The 17,054-nt window shown below is 43.0% G+C and carries 18 protein-coding genes; 13 read left to right on the forward strand and 5 right to left on the reverse strand.

The window, feature by feature from the left end:
• The first annotated feature begins 59 nt into the window (after positions 1 to 59).
• The 6 genes from ASL11_RS34735 (at position 60) to ASL11_RS34760 (ending at position 5,350) form a co-directional block, all read left to right on the forward strand.
• A complete protein-coding gene (locus ASL11_RS34735) occupies positions 60 to 1,799 on the forward strand; it encodes an ABC-F family ATP-binding cassette domain-containing protein (RefSeq protein WP_056625847.1) in 1,740 nt (579 codons plus the stop codon).
• Between the two features lie 236 nt (positions 1,800 to 2,035).
• Positions 2,036 to 2,599: a GNAT family N-acetyltransferase gene (locus tag ASL11_RS34740; protein WP_056626182.1), complete on the forward strand. Its 564-nt coding sequence runs from the start codon at positions 2,036 to 2,038 to the stop codon at positions 2,597 to 2,599.
• A gap of 153 nt (positions 2,600 to 2,752) precedes the next feature.
• Positions 2,753 to 3,178 carry a DUF1801 domain-containing protein gene (locus ASL11_RS34745; RefSeq protein WP_056625850.1) on the forward strand — a complete coding sequence of 142 codons (426 nt, stop codon included), beginning with the start codon at positions 2,753 to 2,755 and terminating at the stop codon, positions 3,176 to 3,178.
• A 133-nt stretch (positions 3,179 to 3,311) separates the two neighbouring features.
• The gene (locus ASL11_RS34750; protein WP_056625854.1) at positions 3,312 to 3,575 is read left to right on the forward strand and encodes a glycosyl hydrolase-related protein; all 264 of its coding nucleotides are present in this window, start codon (positions 3,312 to 3,314) and stop codon (positions 3,573 to 3,575) included.
• 300 nt (positions 3,576 to 3,875) lie between these two features.
• Complete coding sequence (locus ASL11_RS34755) at positions 3,876 to 4,568, forward strand: hypothetical protein (RefSeq protein ID WP_056625857.1); 693 nt, start codon at positions 3,876 to 3,878, stop codon at positions 4,566 to 4,568.
• Positions 4,569 to 4,747: 179 nt separating this feature from the next.
• The gene (locus ASL11_RS34760; protein ID WP_056625860.1) at positions 4,748 to 5,350 is read left to right on the forward strand and encodes a stalk domain-containing protein; all 603 of its coding nucleotides are present in this window, start codon (positions 4,748 to 4,750) and stop codon (positions 5,348 to 5,350) included.
• Positions 5,351 to 5,680: 330 nt separating this feature from the next.
• On the opposite strand, the gene map is transcribed toward ASL11_RS34760, so the two are convergent.
• Positions 5,681 to 6,427 carry a type I methionyl aminopeptidase gene (gene map, locus ASL11_RS34765; protein ID WP_056625864.1) on the reverse strand — a complete coding sequence of 249 codons (747 nt, stop codon included), beginning with the start codon at positions 6,425 to 6,427 and terminating at the stop codon, positions 5,681 to 5,683.
• 7 nt (positions 6,428 to 6,434) lie between these two features.
• Complete coding sequence (locus tag ASL11_RS34770; RefSeq protein ID WP_056625866.1) at positions 6,435 to 7,019, reverse strand: TetR/AcrR family transcriptional regulator; 585 nt, start codon at positions 7,017 to 7,019, stop codon at positions 6,435 to 6,437.
• Positions 7,020 to 7,182: 163 nt separating this feature from the next.
• Between ASL11_RS34770 and ASL11_RS36910 the strand changes: the two genes are divergently transcribed.
• Complete coding sequence (locus ASL11_RS36910; RefSeq protein WP_157257156.1) at positions 7,183 to 7,347, forward strand: hypothetical protein; 165 nt, start codon at positions 7,183 to 7,185, stop codon at positions 7,345 to 7,347.
• A 647-nt stretch (positions 7,348 to 7,994) separates the two neighbouring features.
• On the opposite strand, the gene ASL11_RS34775 is transcribed toward ASL11_RS36910, so the two are convergent.
• The 3 genes from ASL11_RS34775 to ASL11_RS34785 form a co-directional block, all read right to left on the reverse strand.
• Positions 7,995 to 8,483, reverse strand: a complete 489-nt coding sequence (locus tag ASL11_RS34775) for a hypothetical protein (RefSeq protein ID WP_235550665.1) — start codon at positions 8,481 to 8,483, stop codon at positions 7,995 to 7,997.
• Positions 8,483 to 9,268, reverse strand: coding sequence for a hypothetical protein (locus ASL11_RS34780; RefSeq protein WP_056625869.1), 786 nt, complete (start codon positions 9,266 to 9,268; stop codon positions 8,483 to 8,485). The genes ASL11_RS34775 and ASL11_RS34780 overlap by 1 nt, the downstream gene beginning before the upstream one ends.
• A 181-nt stretch (positions 9,269 to 9,449) precedes the next feature.
• The gene (locus tag ASL11_RS34785) at positions 9,450 to 10,328 is read right to left on the reverse strand and encodes a LysR family transcriptional regulator (protein WP_056625872.1); all 879 of its coding nucleotides are present in this window, start codon (positions 10,326 to 10,328) and stop codon (positions 9,450 to 9,452) included.
• Positions 10,329 to 10,457: 129 nt separating this feature from the next.
• On the opposite strand from ASL11_RS34785, the gene ASL11_RS34790 reads away from it, so the two are divergent.
• The 6 genes from ASL11_RS34790 to ASL11_RS34815 are packed head-to-tail and all read left to right on the forward strand — an operon-like array spanning position 10,458 to position 17,046.
• Positions 10,458 to 11,870, forward strand: coding sequence for a carboxylesterase/lipase family protein (locus ASL11_RS34790; RefSeq protein WP_056625875.1), 1,413 nt, complete (start codon positions 10,458 to 10,460; stop codon positions 11,868 to 11,870).
• A 21-nt stretch (positions 11,871 to 11,891) separates the two neighbouring features.
• Positions 11,892 to 13,544, forward strand: a complete 1,653-nt coding sequence (gene mdcA, locus ASL11_RS34795) for a malonate decarboxylase subunit alpha (protein ID WP_442953119.1) — start codon at positions 11,892 to 11,894, stop codon at positions 13,542 to 13,544.
• Between the two features lie 8 nt (positions 13,545 to 13,552).
• Positions 13,553 to 14,449: a triphosphoribosyl-dephospho-CoA synthase gene (locus tag ASL11_RS34800; protein WP_082596071.1), complete on the forward strand. Its 897-nt coding sequence runs from the start codon at positions 13,553 to 13,555 to the stop codon at positions 14,447 to 14,449.
• The gene (locus tag ASL11_RS34805) at positions 14,424 to 14,717 is read left to right on the forward strand and encodes a malonate decarboxylase subunit delta (protein WP_056625880.1); all 294 of its coding nucleotides are present in this window, start codon (positions 14,424 to 14,426) and stop codon (positions 14,715 to 14,717) included. Before ASL11_RS34800 ends, ASL11_RS34805 begins: the two co-directional genes overlap by 26 nt.
• Positions 14,714 to 16,429 (forward strand): biotin-independent malonate decarboxylase subunit beta, encoded by a 1,716-nt coding sequence (locus tag ASL11_RS34810; protein WP_056625882.1) that lies wholly within the window; start codon positions 14,714 to 14,716, stop codon positions 16,427 to 16,429. The genes ASL11_RS34805 and ASL11_RS34810 overlap by 4 nt, the downstream gene beginning before the upstream one ends.
• Positions 16,420 to 17,046: a malonate decarboxylase holo-ACP synthase gene (locus tag ASL11_RS34815; protein WP_056625886.1), complete on the forward strand. Its 627-nt coding sequence runs from the start codon at positions 16,420 to 16,422 to the stop codon at positions 17,044 to 17,046. Before ASL11_RS34810 ends, ASL11_RS34815 begins: the two co-directional genes overlap by 10 nt.
• Positions 17,047 to 17,054: the final 8 nt, after the last annotated feature.

The raw sequence follows: 17,054 nt of genomic DNA on the forward strand, positions 1-17,054 counted from the left end.
CGTGCTCTTCAATACATCTACTAATAGTCACTAATTTAGTTATAAGGAAAGGTAATATTATGATAAAAGTTGAAAACTTGTCCTTCTCATTTCCGCAAAAAGAACTATATAAAAACATTTCATTTACGCTTGAAGAGGCACAACATTGCGCTTTTATAGGAACAAGTGGCAGTGGGAAAAGTACACTGATCGATATACTGATGGATCCAGAAAGATATTTGTTCGAGGGCATGTTAGAAATAGATCCGACTTGCAAAATTAGGCATGTAAGTCAATTTCCACAATTCGACAAAACGAAGGAAACAACTGTTTTTGAATATATTGGGGAAGAATTTATTAAGATACAAAATGAAATAACATCTATTTGTACGGAGATGGAAACATCATCGGATATGGATGCGTTATTAGAAAAGTATCAATTAGCTTTAGACACATTTGATTCAATCGGTGGGGCTGATTTTGAAAGCAACATTAATAAGAAACTAAATCTAGCAAACCTTATGAAGCTAAAAGATCTTAAAGTATCCGACCTGAGTGGTGGGGAATTCAAACTTATTCAAGTGATGAAGGAAATGCTTAGTAGTCCAGACTTAATGATTATGGACGAACCCGATGTATTTTTAGACTTTGAAAACCTAAATGCGCTTAAAAATCTGATTAATTCTCACAAAGGAATGCTGCTAGTTGTTACGCACAACCGATATCTATTGAATCATTGTTTCAACAAAATTCTACACCTTGAAAACATGGAGATCCAAGAGTTTGATGGGCGGTATATTGAGTATAATTTCTCATTACTTCAGACAAAAATTGAGTTGCAAGAAATCGCAGTCGCTGAACAAGAAGAAATTGCGAGATACGATAACATTATTGATAATCTTAGAGCTATCGCAACGTATAATTCAGAAGCATCTAGAGGGAGAGCATTAAAAGCTAGAGTAAGGTTTCAAGAAAGATTGGAAGCGCGTAGAATTAAAGCGCCATTTGTTGATATTAAGCAACCGAGTATTAGTTTTGCTATTGAAAATGAGATTGAAGACACCATTGTTGTAAATGTCAATAATTATAGTGTTACGTTTGATGAGTTGCTTTTAGACAATGTTAACTTTGAGATAAAATCTACGGATAAAGTAGCCATTATTGGTCCAAACGGTACTGGGAAAACGACTTTACTTCGAGATATCTTTACAAATAATCATGCTTCAATTGAAATAAATGCTGATGTTAAAGTGGCTTATCTATCTCAGAATCAAGGAGAAGTACTAAAGGATTATAATACAATACTCGAAGAATTCATCGATGCTGGGTTTAAAACTTATGATGAGGTTAGATCGTATATTTCAAACTATGGCTTTGAAGGAGAAATCGTTAATCAAAAGATAGCCTCTTTATCTGGTGGAGAAAAAAATATGCTTCAATTGGCTAAAGTTTCTGCCAGTAAAGCAAACGTATTGCTTCTTGATGAACCGACAAGCCATTTGGACACCTATACACAAATAGCACTGGAGAAAGCTATTGAAGACTATAAAGGTGCGATTCTTATGATTTCTCATGATTTCTACTCTGTTGTAAATGGTATGGATTATGTTTTAATCATTGACGATAAGACGATTAGAAAAATGAGTATGCGAAAATTTAGACAGATGATTTATGCTAGTCATTTTGATAGAGACTATCTGGAAAATGAACAAAATAAAAAATCGCTTGAAATGAAAATAGAATTGGCTTTAAAAGATACTAATTTTGAACTTGCAAAAGTATTGGTTGATGAGCTAGAAGAGCTGATTAAGTTGCTTTAAATCTAACGCTCGATTAAATCGATCCTGCAAACTAATTGTCGGTTGACAAGAACAATGTCCAAATGAAGTCCGTGTAACCCGCGGGCTTTTTTAGTTATCCGTTTGCCGACTAACAGTAGACTGACCTGTAACTTGCTAAACTAACGGGCAGATTTGGTAATGCAAAGCAGGTTATTTTTTGGTAGCATTAGTTTATGGTTGTTTTGTTTGATAAAAATAAACCAAAGGGGGATGTCATGAAACCAATTATGATTGATTTTCCAGATGAGTTTCATACTGAACGATTAGTAATTAGAATGCCAAAACATGGGGATGGTAAGGTTGTTTTTGAAGCCGTTAATGCTTCGATAAATGAGTTGAAACCATGGTTAAAGTTTGCTCAAAATGAACAAACCGAATATGATATTGAACTTGCAGTTAGAGAGGCACATGTAAGATTTTTAAGTCGTGAAAATCTAAGATTCCTTATCTTTTTGAAAGAAACGGGGCAATTTGTTGCTACATCAAGCTTACATAACATAGATTGGGATGTACGGAAATTTGAAATTGGATATTGGATAAATACACTTTTTAGTTGCAGTGGGTATATGACTGAAGCGGTTGATGGTATTTGTAATTTTGCTTTTAGTCAGTTGAATGCCCGAAGATTGGAAATACGTTGCGATACTAAAAATACTAGAAGTAAGTTAATACCTGAACGATTACACTTTGAACTTGAGGGTATTATCAAGAACGAAGATTTATCGGTTGATGGAAGCGAATTGAGGGACACATACATTTTTGCAAAGATACAACGATGACATGTTTTATTAGACTACCGGATAACTATAGCTTCATAAATCAATATTTTAACGGCTGCCGCGGCGGCCATTTTTGCGTAATAAGGCAGGATAATGGAATGAAGTAACAAATATGTTGTATTAACAAATAATATAAAAGGGGGGGCATTTTAAATGAACGTACAAGAACAAATCGAAAAGTATATTACCAGCCAAGCTGAACCAAAACGTAGTGATATGCAAGAGTTACACCGCATCATTCTGCAAGTAATGCCAGTATGTAAATTATGGTTCTTGGATGGTAAAAACAATGAAAATATAGCTGTTTCTAATCCTAATATAGGATATGGATTTCACACCATAAAATATGCTGATGGAAGTTCCAGAGAGTTTTATCAAATTGGTATCAGTGCAAACAAAACCGGAATCTCTGTCTATATCCTAGGTATTAAAGATAAGAAATACTTAACCCACACATATGGAAATAAAATTGGTAGGGCGAGTGTGAGTGGATATTGCATTAAGTTCAAAACGCTAAAAGATATAAACATTGATATACTTGAAGCCGCAATACGGTTTGGTGTTGAGGCGACACGATAACGAACTTCTAATGTTAGTTTAATGGCATCAGAATGAGGTTACCGATAGATAGGATTCGGTAGCTTTTGCTGCGTTTAATGTCCTTGATTGTAGTCTAGTAACACAAATCCTCCTTTTTATAGGAGTTCGATTTTTGAATTTTGAATCAAACACGAAAATATCCATCCAGTATTGCAGCTATCAAAATGCTTGGATACTTCGTCTGTATGATGCTTCTGGCCATGGCGCAACTGGCTTAATCCATCTGCCGGTTCTTGCGAATGATAGGATTGCGGTACAGGAACAAAACGCCATACTGCTGTTCAAAGCTGAGCCAGTTCCTTTTAACCGATTTAATGGATTAGAGGTTTCTCTTGGACCATTTCAAATGCGAACCTTTGCAATAAAACATTTCTGATGACAGAACGAATACGGGAACTCTTGCTTAATAACTACTTGAAGAGGCAGCCAGTCCGGGTGGATTGGTTGCCTTTTCTCAAATAACGGGCAGTAGTGCGGATTCAACTTAGAATTAAAATTCTGTAAAATCATGGAACTTCCTTGAATGTTGAGCGTCTAAATGATTAGTAGTAATTACGGGAAAATGGTTCATGAATAAATTATTTACATAATAAAGATTTGAGTTGGGTGTTATATTTCGCCTTCTTTTTAGGGGCGATTTTCTTTTGGTCAAAAATCAAAAACAAGGAGCTTGGACATGAAAAAAAGAACGATATTTGTAGTCGTTATTGCATTATTCGCGTGTATGGCGGTAAGGGAAGTATTCGCAACAACAACTATAGAGGTCGAAGATTCATCTGCGTCGATGACAATCACCTTATTTGAAGACACTACTTTATTAGGTGAAAACGGGCAGACAATCGGAATCATAGCTCCTCAAACGGTTACAATATTGGACACCAGTCAACGGAGAGTTGGGCATGGAGAAGGATATTTGGTTCCGATTTACTTGATTTCTACCTGGCTTGGAAATGCATGGATTATGCCAAACAACGCGCTTCTGGGGAATCAAAAGTCATTTGATACGAGCTTGGAAATTTTCGGTGTGGAGTCGCTCTATAACGATCCGGGTCTTATCAAGCCTACAGGGATGCAATTGGCGCCGCAAACTGTAAAAGTGAAAGCAAAGTGGGATAACCGCTACTTGATTGAGACATTGAACGGAGAAAGATGGATCTCACCGCGTTACACGGCTTTATTCGAGGTAAAAGAGGTCCGGCAGGAAGTCCAGCTAAATAGTACGACGAAGCTTTTTCGTTCTCCAGATGGTATGGAAACGGGATCCAATTTGAGCCCCCAAAAGGTGACGGTGAATGAAGTCTGGCGAGACTGGTCCCGAATAGATTCCTGGTTAGGGCCAGTCTGGATTGAGCTTAAGCGTGATGAGTAATATTATGACGGAAGCCTATTCAGCGGAGGGCAGTATAGGTTTTGTTCTCAGTGGAGCTGTCGGTAAAGGTGATTTTACAAAGTATAACTCTGTAAAACTTAGAATGAATCACTTGTAAGAGAGAACCCCGCAGGGCATAACGAGTATTCTATACCATGATTATTAAGGAGTTGAGATTTTTGAAGAAATTTATTCTTGGATTAGTTGTAGGAACGTTTTTATCTCTCTCTACTGCGGTGTTTGCTTCAGAATCAGTTCAAACATACTTGTTTTCAGCATTTTTCAATATCAATGGTCAAAATGTCCCTTTAGACGACAAGGAGTATGCGGTACTTAATTATCAAGGGCACGCTTACGTTCCTGTCCGATTTATAGCTGAAAAGCTAGGGGCTTTTGTTGATTACACAGATCAAGGTACATACAAGGACATTACAATTAATCATTTTCCTTCAAATGTTCCCATACTTAAAGATGATAAATATGCCAATATTCACTTTGGTTTGCTCGACTTATACTTAGATGGCGGATATACGGGCATTCGAGGATTATTAGCTTTAGATCACGACAAGGATTCGATTACTGAACATGAAATTGAGTTTAAATTGCATTTTTATGACGAGAACAATAAGTTGATTGGGATTGCATCAGGCACGTCAAAACCTAGTAGCTCTGCCCAAAAGATGACCATAAGCACGGGCGAAATTAAGTATGTTTCGGCTGGTGAAGTCGGGGATTTCTCTAAATATGAAAAAGTGGATTTTGAAGTCACAGGGTACAAATAATCCTCCGTTCATAAAGTCCTATACATTTAGAATATAATGATGAAGAAATTTTATTGGTATATTTTTGGAAAACAGGTCCAGATGTTGAGCGTCTAAATACGGACAGAGTAGCCTCATCACGATCATTGAGGCTACTCCGTCTGCGAACTTGCTTCGGCTTGAAGACGAGAACGAGTTATCGATCACCGTAATATTGGAACCAGCCATTTTCCGAAAAATGCCTTCGAGCTCTATAGGAGAGCGGATAAACGCATGTATCGGATGAAGAAAGATGCTATCCCGAATACGAAAAAAAGAAGTCGACCATCTCGTGGTCGACTTCTAATTATTTTATTGCGCGGTCAGGATTTGTGGACCTTCAGCCGTGATAGCGATCGTATGCTCGTATTGGGCGGCGAGCTTGCGGTCCAGCGTCCGCGCGGTCCAACCGTCCGGATCGATTGACATGTAGTAGGTGCCTTCGGTGATCATTGGCTCAATCGTGAACACCATGCCTTCCTTGATGCGGTAGCCTTTGCCGGGCTTGCCGACATGCATATAGTTCGGCGCCTCGTGCAGGTCCCGGCCGATGCCATGCGCGAGAAGGTCACGCACGACGCCGAATCCGTTCGATTCGGCATGTCGTTGGATGGCGCTTGTCACGTCCCCGAGCCGATTGCCGGGCTGCGCTTGCGCGATACCGAGGTCAAGGCATTCCTTCGTGACACGCATCAGCTTCTCGGCTGTCGGCGAGATCTTCCCGACCGCATAGCTCCAGGCTGAATCGCCGAGCCAGCCGTCGAGCTCCGCGACCGTATCGATCGTCACGATATCACCCTCCTCAAGTGGCTTATCGCTAGGAAAGCCATGTGCAATCACGTCGTTGACGGAGGCACAGGTCGCATATTGATAACCCTTGTAGCCCTTCGTGTAGGGCTTGGCGCCGTGCTTCAGGATAATTTCCTCGAAGATGCGCTCAATATCGTTCGTCGTGATTCCCGGTTTGATGAGCGGGGCAATCGTGCGATGGCATTCAGCCACCACTTGGCATGCCTTGCGAATAGCCTCGATTTCATGCTTGCTTTTTAAGATCACCATGTTCGTATCAGGACTCCTTCGTAATAGCTTGCATCGCGAGCTTGGCGATTCGATCGACATCCAGCTCGGAAGCGCCTGCATAGTAGTGCAGTCCGCAGCAGCCAACCAGTACGGAAAGCATCAGGTCGACGCTGTCGTCTTCGCGCTGGGCAATTGCTTGGAGCGGAACGTACAGCTGTTCCATGAATCGTCTCTTGGTGGAGTGCCGATCCCTCTCAGGCAAGCCTGCATAATGTTCCGCCGCCATTTTGTAGACGAGATATGCGCGGGCGTCCGACTGCCACAGCCGGAGCAGCGCCTTGCAATATGTCAACATCTGCGTCTCATCCTGGCCGCCTCCCTGGATGTTAGCCCATTCTGCCAGAGCTTGCTCGCATCGCTCGAAGCCGCTGGCCAGCACATCTTCTATCAATAAATGTCGGTTGGGGTAATAATGGTATACCGTGCCGTAACCGATCTTGGCCTCGCGAGCGACGTCGCGAATATCAAAGCTGCCGCCAGTGCGGAAGTAGGTGCGAGCGGTAGCGTCAAGGATCTGTTCACTGCGCTGCATGCGGATGAGCTCATTTTGTTCTTTGGTACGGGGGCACATGGACGCGTAAACCTCCTTGTATAGACCTGCAAATTTGTCAATATAAAAATAATAACGAATGGGGCGGGGAAATGCAAATGATCTGTTAGAGAAATAAAGTTATTTAATTGAAATAAAGTACTTTAGCAATAATTCATATTCGTGGCCGCCCGAGCATTTGCGCATGGAACCAGTAGTAAATATCTATGAGTCTGATATCAAAATTCCCGATGAGCAACTAAAATTTATTGGAACTATTGGGGTCGAAGATGAAATCCAACATGATAAATTTGGAAGAGGTAAAATTCTTGGAATTACTGGCGGAGGAGCGATACAGTATAAATATTAAAATTCATGGATGGAATAGGTACTAAAAGAGTACTAGCTTGTTTTGCACCAATGAGACCTGTTAAACAGGATTAACTTGTTGAGCTAACTAGAAACGAGAGTTGAGTAAATTGTTACATGATTGAAATCTTATATTCATCTTACATTAATCATTTGGGATTATAATAAAACTCAACCCCCCTTTAAAATATAAACTTAGACCCTCAGCCCGTTGCTGGGGGTCTCTTTTTGCTACTTAAACTTTAAGGGAGGGTAATTTAAGTCTCCGACTGATCTGCAAGACTTTGGGTATTACTACCATAATGCTGAGAGAACGGAGAGATTCGAGTGGTAAATCTATTCTTGAAACAATCCCATCATTACGAGAAGCGTTAACATATTCCTAAAAAATGGTGATGTTGCAAGAGATACTTCAGAGAGTCCTACAATCGTTCGTGGTGAAGGAAGTATATGTGAGATTAGGGGAATAGACCAGAAGAAAAAGATAGTGGTGGAGTTATAGAAGGATGAATACCTTATTTGCAATTATTTACAAAAATTAGCTAACGAGAAACTATAGCGCAGGAGCTGCATTGAAAGAGCGCTCTTTTTTGATTCATTAAGGTAACGAGTAGAAGTATTCATTTTACCTCTTAAACCGCAGTTGAATCATGAATCTGTCTCGAGTTGAAGTGTTTGCATTCGTGTTTTGGCAACTCCTAGTGCCAAGTTCCCCCACAGAGTCTGCTCCACAAACTGAGATTGCTCATTTGTACACTGGACAATTAATATAACTTCACCTTTTTTCGTCTTCGCAGTTCTGATCTTTTTTCGTTTAATTAAATTCTTTGTAAAATCGTATAAAAAACCAATCGTAAAACCGCTAGCTGCTCCAATTAGCCCCCAGAATACGGGACCCCAGTAGAGAACAAATCCTCTAGATACCCCAATCGTCCCGCCCATCATGGCAAGTATAAGTCCAATATCGACTAACGAGGTTCCGTCTGTACCGTGCATTGTATCAATCAGTTTCATATCGATTGAACGATTATCAAGTGGAACAGCGTAGATATTGACGACCTCATTTTCTTTAAGTTTACTTATAGCAAGCTCTACATAGTGTGAATGCTGAAATGTAGAGAAGAATTGTATGCCCATTAGATTTTTTCTCCTTTCTGTAAAACAAAGTTCGGCGATTGATATTCTCTTTTCAAGAAATCGGCTTGTTCACAATCAAACAGTTTGTTTAGCTCTACGGCATTTGAGTAGGAATCATACAAACCAAAGAAATAAATCGATGGGAAGTAAAGGAACCACTGAGCTCCCATAATTTCTCTTGATTTAGGAAAGTTCCCTAGAAAAAAATAATGAAATCCTTCAATCATGTTGGAATGAATAACAATAAACATGGTCATTAAAAGTGTTAAAGAAGCTCCTAAGATCCGATGAATATACAGTTGCCCGAGACTTGGGATTGTCATCGACCAAACCAATGCAAGCCATGGCTTTTTCTTGTCCAAATAGTTCATCTCGAAAGGGCTCACCGAGAAGCTTGGATATCTGGCATTTTCCCTTTTCGCCAGCAGGTGGAGCTTATTTCCATCGACAGTAGTTCGGTAGCTATCCCAAATTGCAAACAAATAAACGGGAATATAGAGGTATATGTACTTTTCGTTTAATACAGCCTTTGCTTGGGCAAAATCGCCGTTAAACGAGTGCATCATGGCTGTATTAAGTTGGGTTAATTGGTTGATATAAAATTCCCAAAAAAACAATGCAAAGCCAGTGATGAATTTGTGTACTAAGAGGTGACCGAATCCAGGGAACGCAACTGACCATAGAGCAATTATCAGAGGATTTCGTTGATGAAGTTGAATTGTTCCGAACGAAGTAACATTGGCTAGATAATAACGATTTCTATATTTGTTACGGAAGTTATTCATTAATAGATCCTCTCCACTGGAATAGTTTGCAGGTATTATTTGTTAAATTGTTACAGTTTATTCGTGATCTGTATTTGTTAGTGAAGAGATATTATAGTTGAATACCGGACTAAGGAACTCCTAATGGAATACTACCCTCTATTTCTGAACTCGATGAGGGTAATTAAAGATAAACTAATTTTTAGGGAGAATGAGGTAATTTTGAGAAATAATCTATCGTGAATTGACGAAATGCTTGGGCTGCAATGGAAAGATAGCTATCCTTCATCCAGTGCAGCTCGATTATACGCGTGCATTCAGGATGTTTAACATGAAGCAAAACAACGGAGGAGTCAGTAGCGCCTTTCCAAGTGATGGCAGGAACGAACGCTATTCCTTGACCTGCCCGAATCAATCCGCGCACCGTTGCAGGATCGTCGCTTTCAAATATAATGCGTGGCTTGAATCCGGCTAGTGCACACAAGGCATCCGTTGTCTCACGCAAACTGCTTCCTTGTTTCAAAGTGATAAATCCATCTTCCGCAAAACTGGAGAGATGGACACTTTTTTGGGAAGCAAGAGGATGTGTCTCAGGTACAGCGAGAAAAATTTCTTCCTTAAGCAGCGCTTTTTTTTCAGTTCCGGATGGTCCAACTAGTGATGAAGTGATACAAAAATCGAATTTCGTTTGCGTAGGATTTCTGGCATGCTGCAAGAGATGAAAAGTCACCTCTGGATGGCGGTCACGAAACTCTTTCAACAAATCAGGCATCAATTGGGAGGCTACGTCAAAACTTATGTTGAGTGTCCCATCCATTCGTCCGCTGACATCCTCCAGTTCTTTTCGTCCATCCTCTAAAGCTCCCAGAGCAATTTCCACGTATTTCAAAAAAACAGCCCCATGGTGGTTTAACTTGATGTGTTTTCCTTCCCGGTTAAACAGCTTTACACCTAAGTCTTTTTCCAAGGTAACGATCATTTTACTTAGAGCCGGTTGTGAAATATGCAGTTCAGCCGCTGATCTGGTGATATTCTCTGTTCGCGCTGTATGTCTAAAATATTTTAGTTGAGATAACTCCATAGTCCTCCTGTATATATGCATTTAGTTATATAAGATATATAAATTTATATATTTTACACTATATATGATTCGGTAATAAAATGAAATAGAATGACGTATAAGTCTTCGTTGAAGAAGGGACGGATCCAATTGGTAGTTTCAATTAGCGATGGACAACTTGAAGGTATTCAAGAGAATGGATTACATATATTCAAAGGCATTCCATATGCTTGCCCGCCTGTCAAGGAATTAAGATTTAAGGCTCCTGAACCGGTACAACCATGGGAAGGTATTTTGAATGCGTCGAAGTTTGGCAAAATAGCTCCACAAGTTAGACAGCCTGTATTCCCAATCATGGAAGAGCAGTCAGAAGATTGCTTGTATTTGAACATATGGACGCCTGCTTGTGATGATCGAAAGCGTCCTGTTGTCGTTTGGATCCATGGCGGAGCCTTTGTTATGGGAGCAGGATCACTGTATGATAGCTCGGTATTCGCTGAGAATGGAATCGTTAGTGTAACGATCAATTATAGAATGGGTGCGTTAGGTTTTTTGGAATCAGGTGATGTATTGGGTGAGGCGTACAGAGGTTCTGGTAATTGCGGATTGTTGGACATCGTCGCAGCCTTACGCTGGGTTCAACAACATATTTCGAGCTTTGGGGGAGATCCTACTCGAGTTACTGTGATGGGGCACTCAGCTGGAGCGAAATTGGCTTCCTCTCTACTCTGCGTTCCAGATGCAAAGGGATTATTCCAAAGGGCCATTATTCAGAGCGGAGGCGTTCAATCGATACGAGATTTTAATACAGCATCTGAAATTACCGGTCAATTTCTTAAGGCTTTGAATATCTCCAAAGAACAAGGGGATATTCTCTTGGAGATGCCGGTTTCCGAGCTGTTAGAGGCACAATCGATTTTCTCTGGAGGAATGACTGGACTTCATAAGTTTGGACCTGTGATTGACGGCAAAACGATTGTACGACCTCCGTTAGAATCGATTCAAATGGGTGAAGCGAATTTAGTACCTATTTTAATCGGTTCCAATAGGGAAGAGGCTCTAGTTCAGGTTCAAATGGAAGGTTTAAGCATTTTTGAGAAACCTAAAATTCAAGCTTTATTTGGAAGAAATAGTGGTGAGGTTCTACAAGCATATGAAGATTCCAGCACTCAAACGACGAGGGAACAAGCTGCAATTGAAACATTGACTAGCTATCTATATGGATACGCAGTTGTTCAACTTGCAGAGGCTCTTGCAGTGAACGATGTTCCTGTTTGGCTGTACCGATTTGATTGCAGCAAGGGACCGATGGGCGCTGCCCATGGGGCGGAAATGTCATTGATCTGGAAACTCCCGACGAGACCGCAAGAGATCGAGGGGTTAGTTGATCGCATGCACCAAGTATGGATTTCATTCATGAAATTCGCTAATCCGGAAGTGGACGATGTACATTGGCGTAAGTTTGATCTTATGGAGCGTAAGACCATGATTTTTGACGATGAGTGCCAGATTATTTCTAGTCAGCCTATTAAAGACGTTCCTTCGCAGGTTTTCGTCCTGTAATACGCTATGGAGGTTATGAATGTGGTGGAACAATTACAAGAAGTGCGCAAATGGACGAAGAGGCGAGATGAAAAAAAACGCCGAATGAGCTTGGTAAAATCGTGGTTACGAGGTTCCATCTTGCAGGCGGATCATATCGTGGATGCCATGGAAGCATTGATATCTCCGGGTGATAAGGTAGCCTTAGAAGGTAACAATCAAAAGCAAGCCACCTTCCTTTCTGGAGCACTCTCTAAACTGGATACCCATAAAGTCAACAACCTGCATATGCTTATCAGCAGTATCTCTCGACCTGAACACCTTGACATTTTCGAAAAAGGGATTGCTCGTAGGCTGGATTTTGCCTATGCAGGACCCCAAAGCTTGCGAATTGCACAAATGATCGAAGACGGCTTGATTGAAGTGGGTGCCATACATACTTATCTCGAATTGTACGGGCGGATGTTTATTGATTTAATTCCTAACATCGCCTTGGTTGCTGCTGATAAAGCGGATCTTGCCGGTAATCTATATACCGGACCGAATACGGAGGAGACACCGACACTTGTTGAGGCGACAGCTTTTTCCAACGGGATTGTCATCGTACAGGTGAATGAACTCGTAGATGAGTTGCCCCGAGTGGACATTCCGGCGTCTTGGGTAGATGTCATCGTTGTAGCAGATAAGCCTTATCAGCTTGAAGCTTTGTTTACGCGAGATCCGCGACAAATTACGGAGATGCAGATCCTTATGGCTATGATGGCTATACGAGGCGTTTATGAGCGGCATCAAGTAATGTCGTTGAATCATGGGATTGGATTTAATACCGCAGCTATCGAGTTATTGCTGCCTACTTATGGTTCAAGCCTTGGCCTCCGCGGAAAAATTTGCAAACATTGGGCGCTGAATCCGCATCCTACACTTATCCCAGCTATTGAGAGCGGATGGGTGGAGAGTATTCACTGTTTTGGTGGAGAGGTAGGAATGGAGGCGTACATTGCAGCAAGACCGGATATCTTCTTCACAGGAAAAGATGGAAGCCTTCGGTCGAATCGTGCTTATTGTCAAATGGCTGGGATGTACGGTGTCGATCTGTTTATCGGGTCAACGCTCCAGATGGATGAGGAAGGCAACTCGTCGACGGTTACATCGGGCAGACTAACGGGATTCGGCGGAGCACCGAATATGGGCAGTGATCCTCATGGGCGCAGGCATTCGTCCCCAGCTTGGCTGGATATGATTTCTAATGAGGGGCCGATCGTCCGCGGGAAAAAACTGGTTGTCCAAATGGTTGAAACATTTCAAAAAGGAGACCAGCCGACTTTTGTTGAGTCCTTGGATGCGATCGCTGTAGGGCAGGATGCCAATTTACCGATAGCTCCGGTTATGATTTATGGCGATGACGTGACTCACGTGATTACAGAAGAAGGGATCGCCTATTTATACAAGGCTCAAAATTTGGAAGAACGCAAGCTAGCTTTGGCTGCCATCGCTGGGGTTACACCTCTAGGCCGTAATCATAACCTTTCCCTTAACGAACAATTAAGGAAAGATGGTTTGATCGCTTTTCCGGAAGATTTGGGAATTCGCCGGACAGACGCCAAGCGCTCCTTGCTTGCGGCCAAAAGTGTTGAAGAACTTGTGGAATGGTCAGATGGACTTTATAGACCTCCCGGTAAATTTCGCAGTTGGTAGGTGAAGCCATGATATGGAGGAATGCCGAACTATGCGGTCAATGCTTGGGAGAGCTGGCAGTTGCCGCATTAATTGACGAAGTGGAGTTGACTCCTAAGCCCGGATTGGTGGATTTACAGTCCTCCGGCAGCCATAAGGATATGAACGTTGCACTTATGGTTGCTTCGGCTAGGTCCTTGTACGATAGCTTTGTGGCAATGGGTTATGCGGCTTATGGCGGAGAGCCGAATCAAGAGCTACGGGAGACCCTTGCATGCATTGGACGTGACGGGGAACAGAACATGCTGCATACTACTGGAGGCATTAATACGCACCGTGGCGCCATTTGGGCGTTAGGTTTACTTATCGCGGGGGCTGCCATTTGCGGAAATGGAGATGCTCCTGAGCAAATCGCAGAAGCTGCGGGGACGTTAGCTCGATTTGCTGATCGCCACGCATTCGTACCAACTTCCAACGGCACAAAGGCTATGCAAAACTATGGAGTTAAAGGTGCTCGTGGAGAAGCAATGGATGGCTTTCCGCACGTAGTGAAGGTCGGACTCCCCGTGTTGCGAGACTCTCGCAGGAGCAAAATATCTGAAAAACATGCACGGTTAAACGCATTGCTTGCCATCATGGCCAATCTATATGATACTTGTTTGATTCATCGCGGCGGCATGGAAACGTTATTAGTTGTACAGCAGGACGCTCAAAAAGTTCTTGATCTCGGTGGGGCATCTTCCGTCGCCGGATGGGAGGCGTTGCAGCGATTGGACCAAGACCTCGTAATGAGACATGTATCACCTGGGGGAAGTGCGGATTTACTGGCAGCAACGCTGTTTGTGGATCGTTTGTCGAACATATCGTTACATCACAAGGGAACAGAGGGAGGAGTTTACAATGGAAAAACTTATACTTCACTATGATGCGAATAAATCTATTTCCCGACGTGCCCATGTAGGTGTAGCCGGCTCGGGTGATTTGGAAATATTAATTGAACCTCTAACAGAACGGACCGCTCAGGTTTATATCCGCACGCAGTCTGATGGATTCGAGGAAACGTGGAAAGCCATTATGGACCGATTCTTTCTGAAACATCATTTGGCTGCTCGAATTGAGATTAACGATTTTGGGGCGACTCCTGGCGTCGTTTCCTTGCGATTAGCCCAAGCCATTGAGGTGTTGGAGTTATGACGATTCCTATTAGGGAAAGAAACAGTTTTATCGAGCTGAATGCGAGAGAACGTGCCCAATCCGTTATCGATCATGGAACATTCAGAGAACTTCTAGGTCCATTCGAGAGGATGGAATCCCCCCATCTGGAGGCTCAAGGTATCGTTCCGCAGAGCGATGATGGCGTTATCATAGGAAGAGGGACGATAGAGGGGCATTCCGCCGTTGTTGTCTCCATCGAGGGTGCTTTTCTGGGGGGAGGCATTGGTGAAGTATCGGGTGCCAAAATCGCAGGAGCTTTGGAACTGGCTATTCAAGATAATCGGAATGGAATCCCCACTCGTGCCGTATTACTGCTCGAAACAGGAGGAGTCAGGCTGCAAGAAGGGAACTACGGTCTCCTTGCAATCGCGGAAATGCACGCGGCTATCGTAGCTTTGCGTCGTTACCAGCCAGTTGTCTGTGTGATCGCTGGAATGATCGGTTGCTTCGGCGGTATGTCCATTACGGCAGGCCTCTGCAGTACGATTATAATGACTCGGCAAGGTCGACTTCAATTGAATGGCCCAGAAGTAATCGAACAAGAAGCAGGGATCTTAGAGTGGGATTCGAGAGACAGACCTTTGATTTGGCAAACTGTCGGCGGTGAGCAGCGCTATGAAACAGGAATGGCGGATTTCCTTATGGAGGATGATGTTGAGGACATCTTTCTGTCGATTCGCAGCGTCTATCGGAGCGGTATCCATGACAATCTTCGAAGTGCACAAGTAGAATCGTTTCTTGCACGACTTGCTTTGATCGATACCGAGCAAACCATGCAACCAGAATCGCTTCGGATGTTGTGGGCTAAATCCGCTCTCCATACCGACGATAGTGACATTGAAACATTGAAGGCGCTTTGGCAGCAACCGAATCCAGAAACCACAATTAGCAGGGGAAGAACTTGGTTTCAAGCATTAGTAGGAAATCGGGAACCGTTGCAAAACGGAGTTCCAACTGTACTTTGTGCAGACTCGATCATTGGGGACGAGCCGGTGCGATACATCGCGGTTGTTCCGAATAGGAACAACCGTTTTCATCGCGCCCGCAGCGGAGAAGTCGGTCTGGATGAAGGATGGACGATTGCACAATATATTCGTGAAGCCATGGAAGAAGATAAGGATGGACAGCGAAGGGCGATTGTGGCGATCGTCGACGTTCCGAGTCAAGCATACGGGTATCGCGAGGAAATGCTTGGGATTTTTTTAGCTTGTGCAGCAGCGGTAGATGCTTATGCGAGTGCACGACTCGCAGGGCACTCAGTGATTGCTTTTATGGTTGGGAATGCGATATCCGGTGCATTTCTGGCCCATGGACTGCAAGCCAACCGATTAGTTGCGCTGAATGATCCAGGAGTCTCGGTGCAGGTCATGTCCAAGAAGTCGGCTGCAAGAGTTACTCGACGGAGCATAGAAGAGCTAGAGGCAACGGCGCAAAAGATCCCAGCTACGGCATACGACATCGAATCTTTTGCGACCTTAGGAGCATTACACAGTTTGACAGGCGGCATTAATGCTGATCAACCAACGCAATCAGATATCGAGAAAGTCAAACAGCATCTTCTGATGGATGCCATCTCGGCTTCGCGTTCATCTTCACCGGACCTGAGCAGCCGCCTTCTTTCCGAAGAGGCGAAGATGAATCGAGCCGCTTCTATCACAGTTCGTCTCAAGCTGGCGGAACAATGGATATAAGGGTACATGATTTGTTGAGGATCCCATCGGTAGGCTCCCTAATCGTTGATACCCCGATTCCGGATTGGGTTTGTGATTCCATAGATCATGCGAACTGGGTTGTAGTCCGCCGCGATATTGCCAAGCATGGCATGGTGCCTGTTGGTATTCGCGGGAATTCACGCAGTCAGCGGTTTCCCGCTTTTTTGCCGATGGATGCCATCATAGAGAAGGTTGAGCCAGAGGACTTGATTGAGCAGCGGTTATGGAAAAGTAGTCCGCGGCGCTCACAGATTGATGCCTTTAATTTCCTTGATAAATTGATTGAGATTTATTCCGCTTATAGCTTATCGTGGGGACCAACTGGCAGTATCGGATTTGAACTGGCCAGCGGGGTACCTACAGCACACGTAGGAAGTGATCTGGATGTGGTTATTCGTACTCCGCAACGTTTGGTGCAAAGTGTTGCCCAAGAATTAATCAAATTTCATAAGTCATTTCCTGTCCGAATCGATGTTCAGCTTGAAACGCCATTAGGAGCTGTTTCATTAGTGGAATATGCGAAAGGAAGTGGTTCCATGCTTTTGAGAACGGACTTAGGTCCTCGTTTGGTCAAGGATCCTTGGATCATCGTATAGGGAGGTCA

This window comes from Paenibacillus sp. Soil750, assembly GCF_001428045.1.
In the GTDB taxonomy this organism is placed as follows: Bacteria; Bacillota; Bacilli; order Paenibacillales; family NBRC-103111; genus Paenibacillus_E; species Paenibacillus_E allorhizoplanae.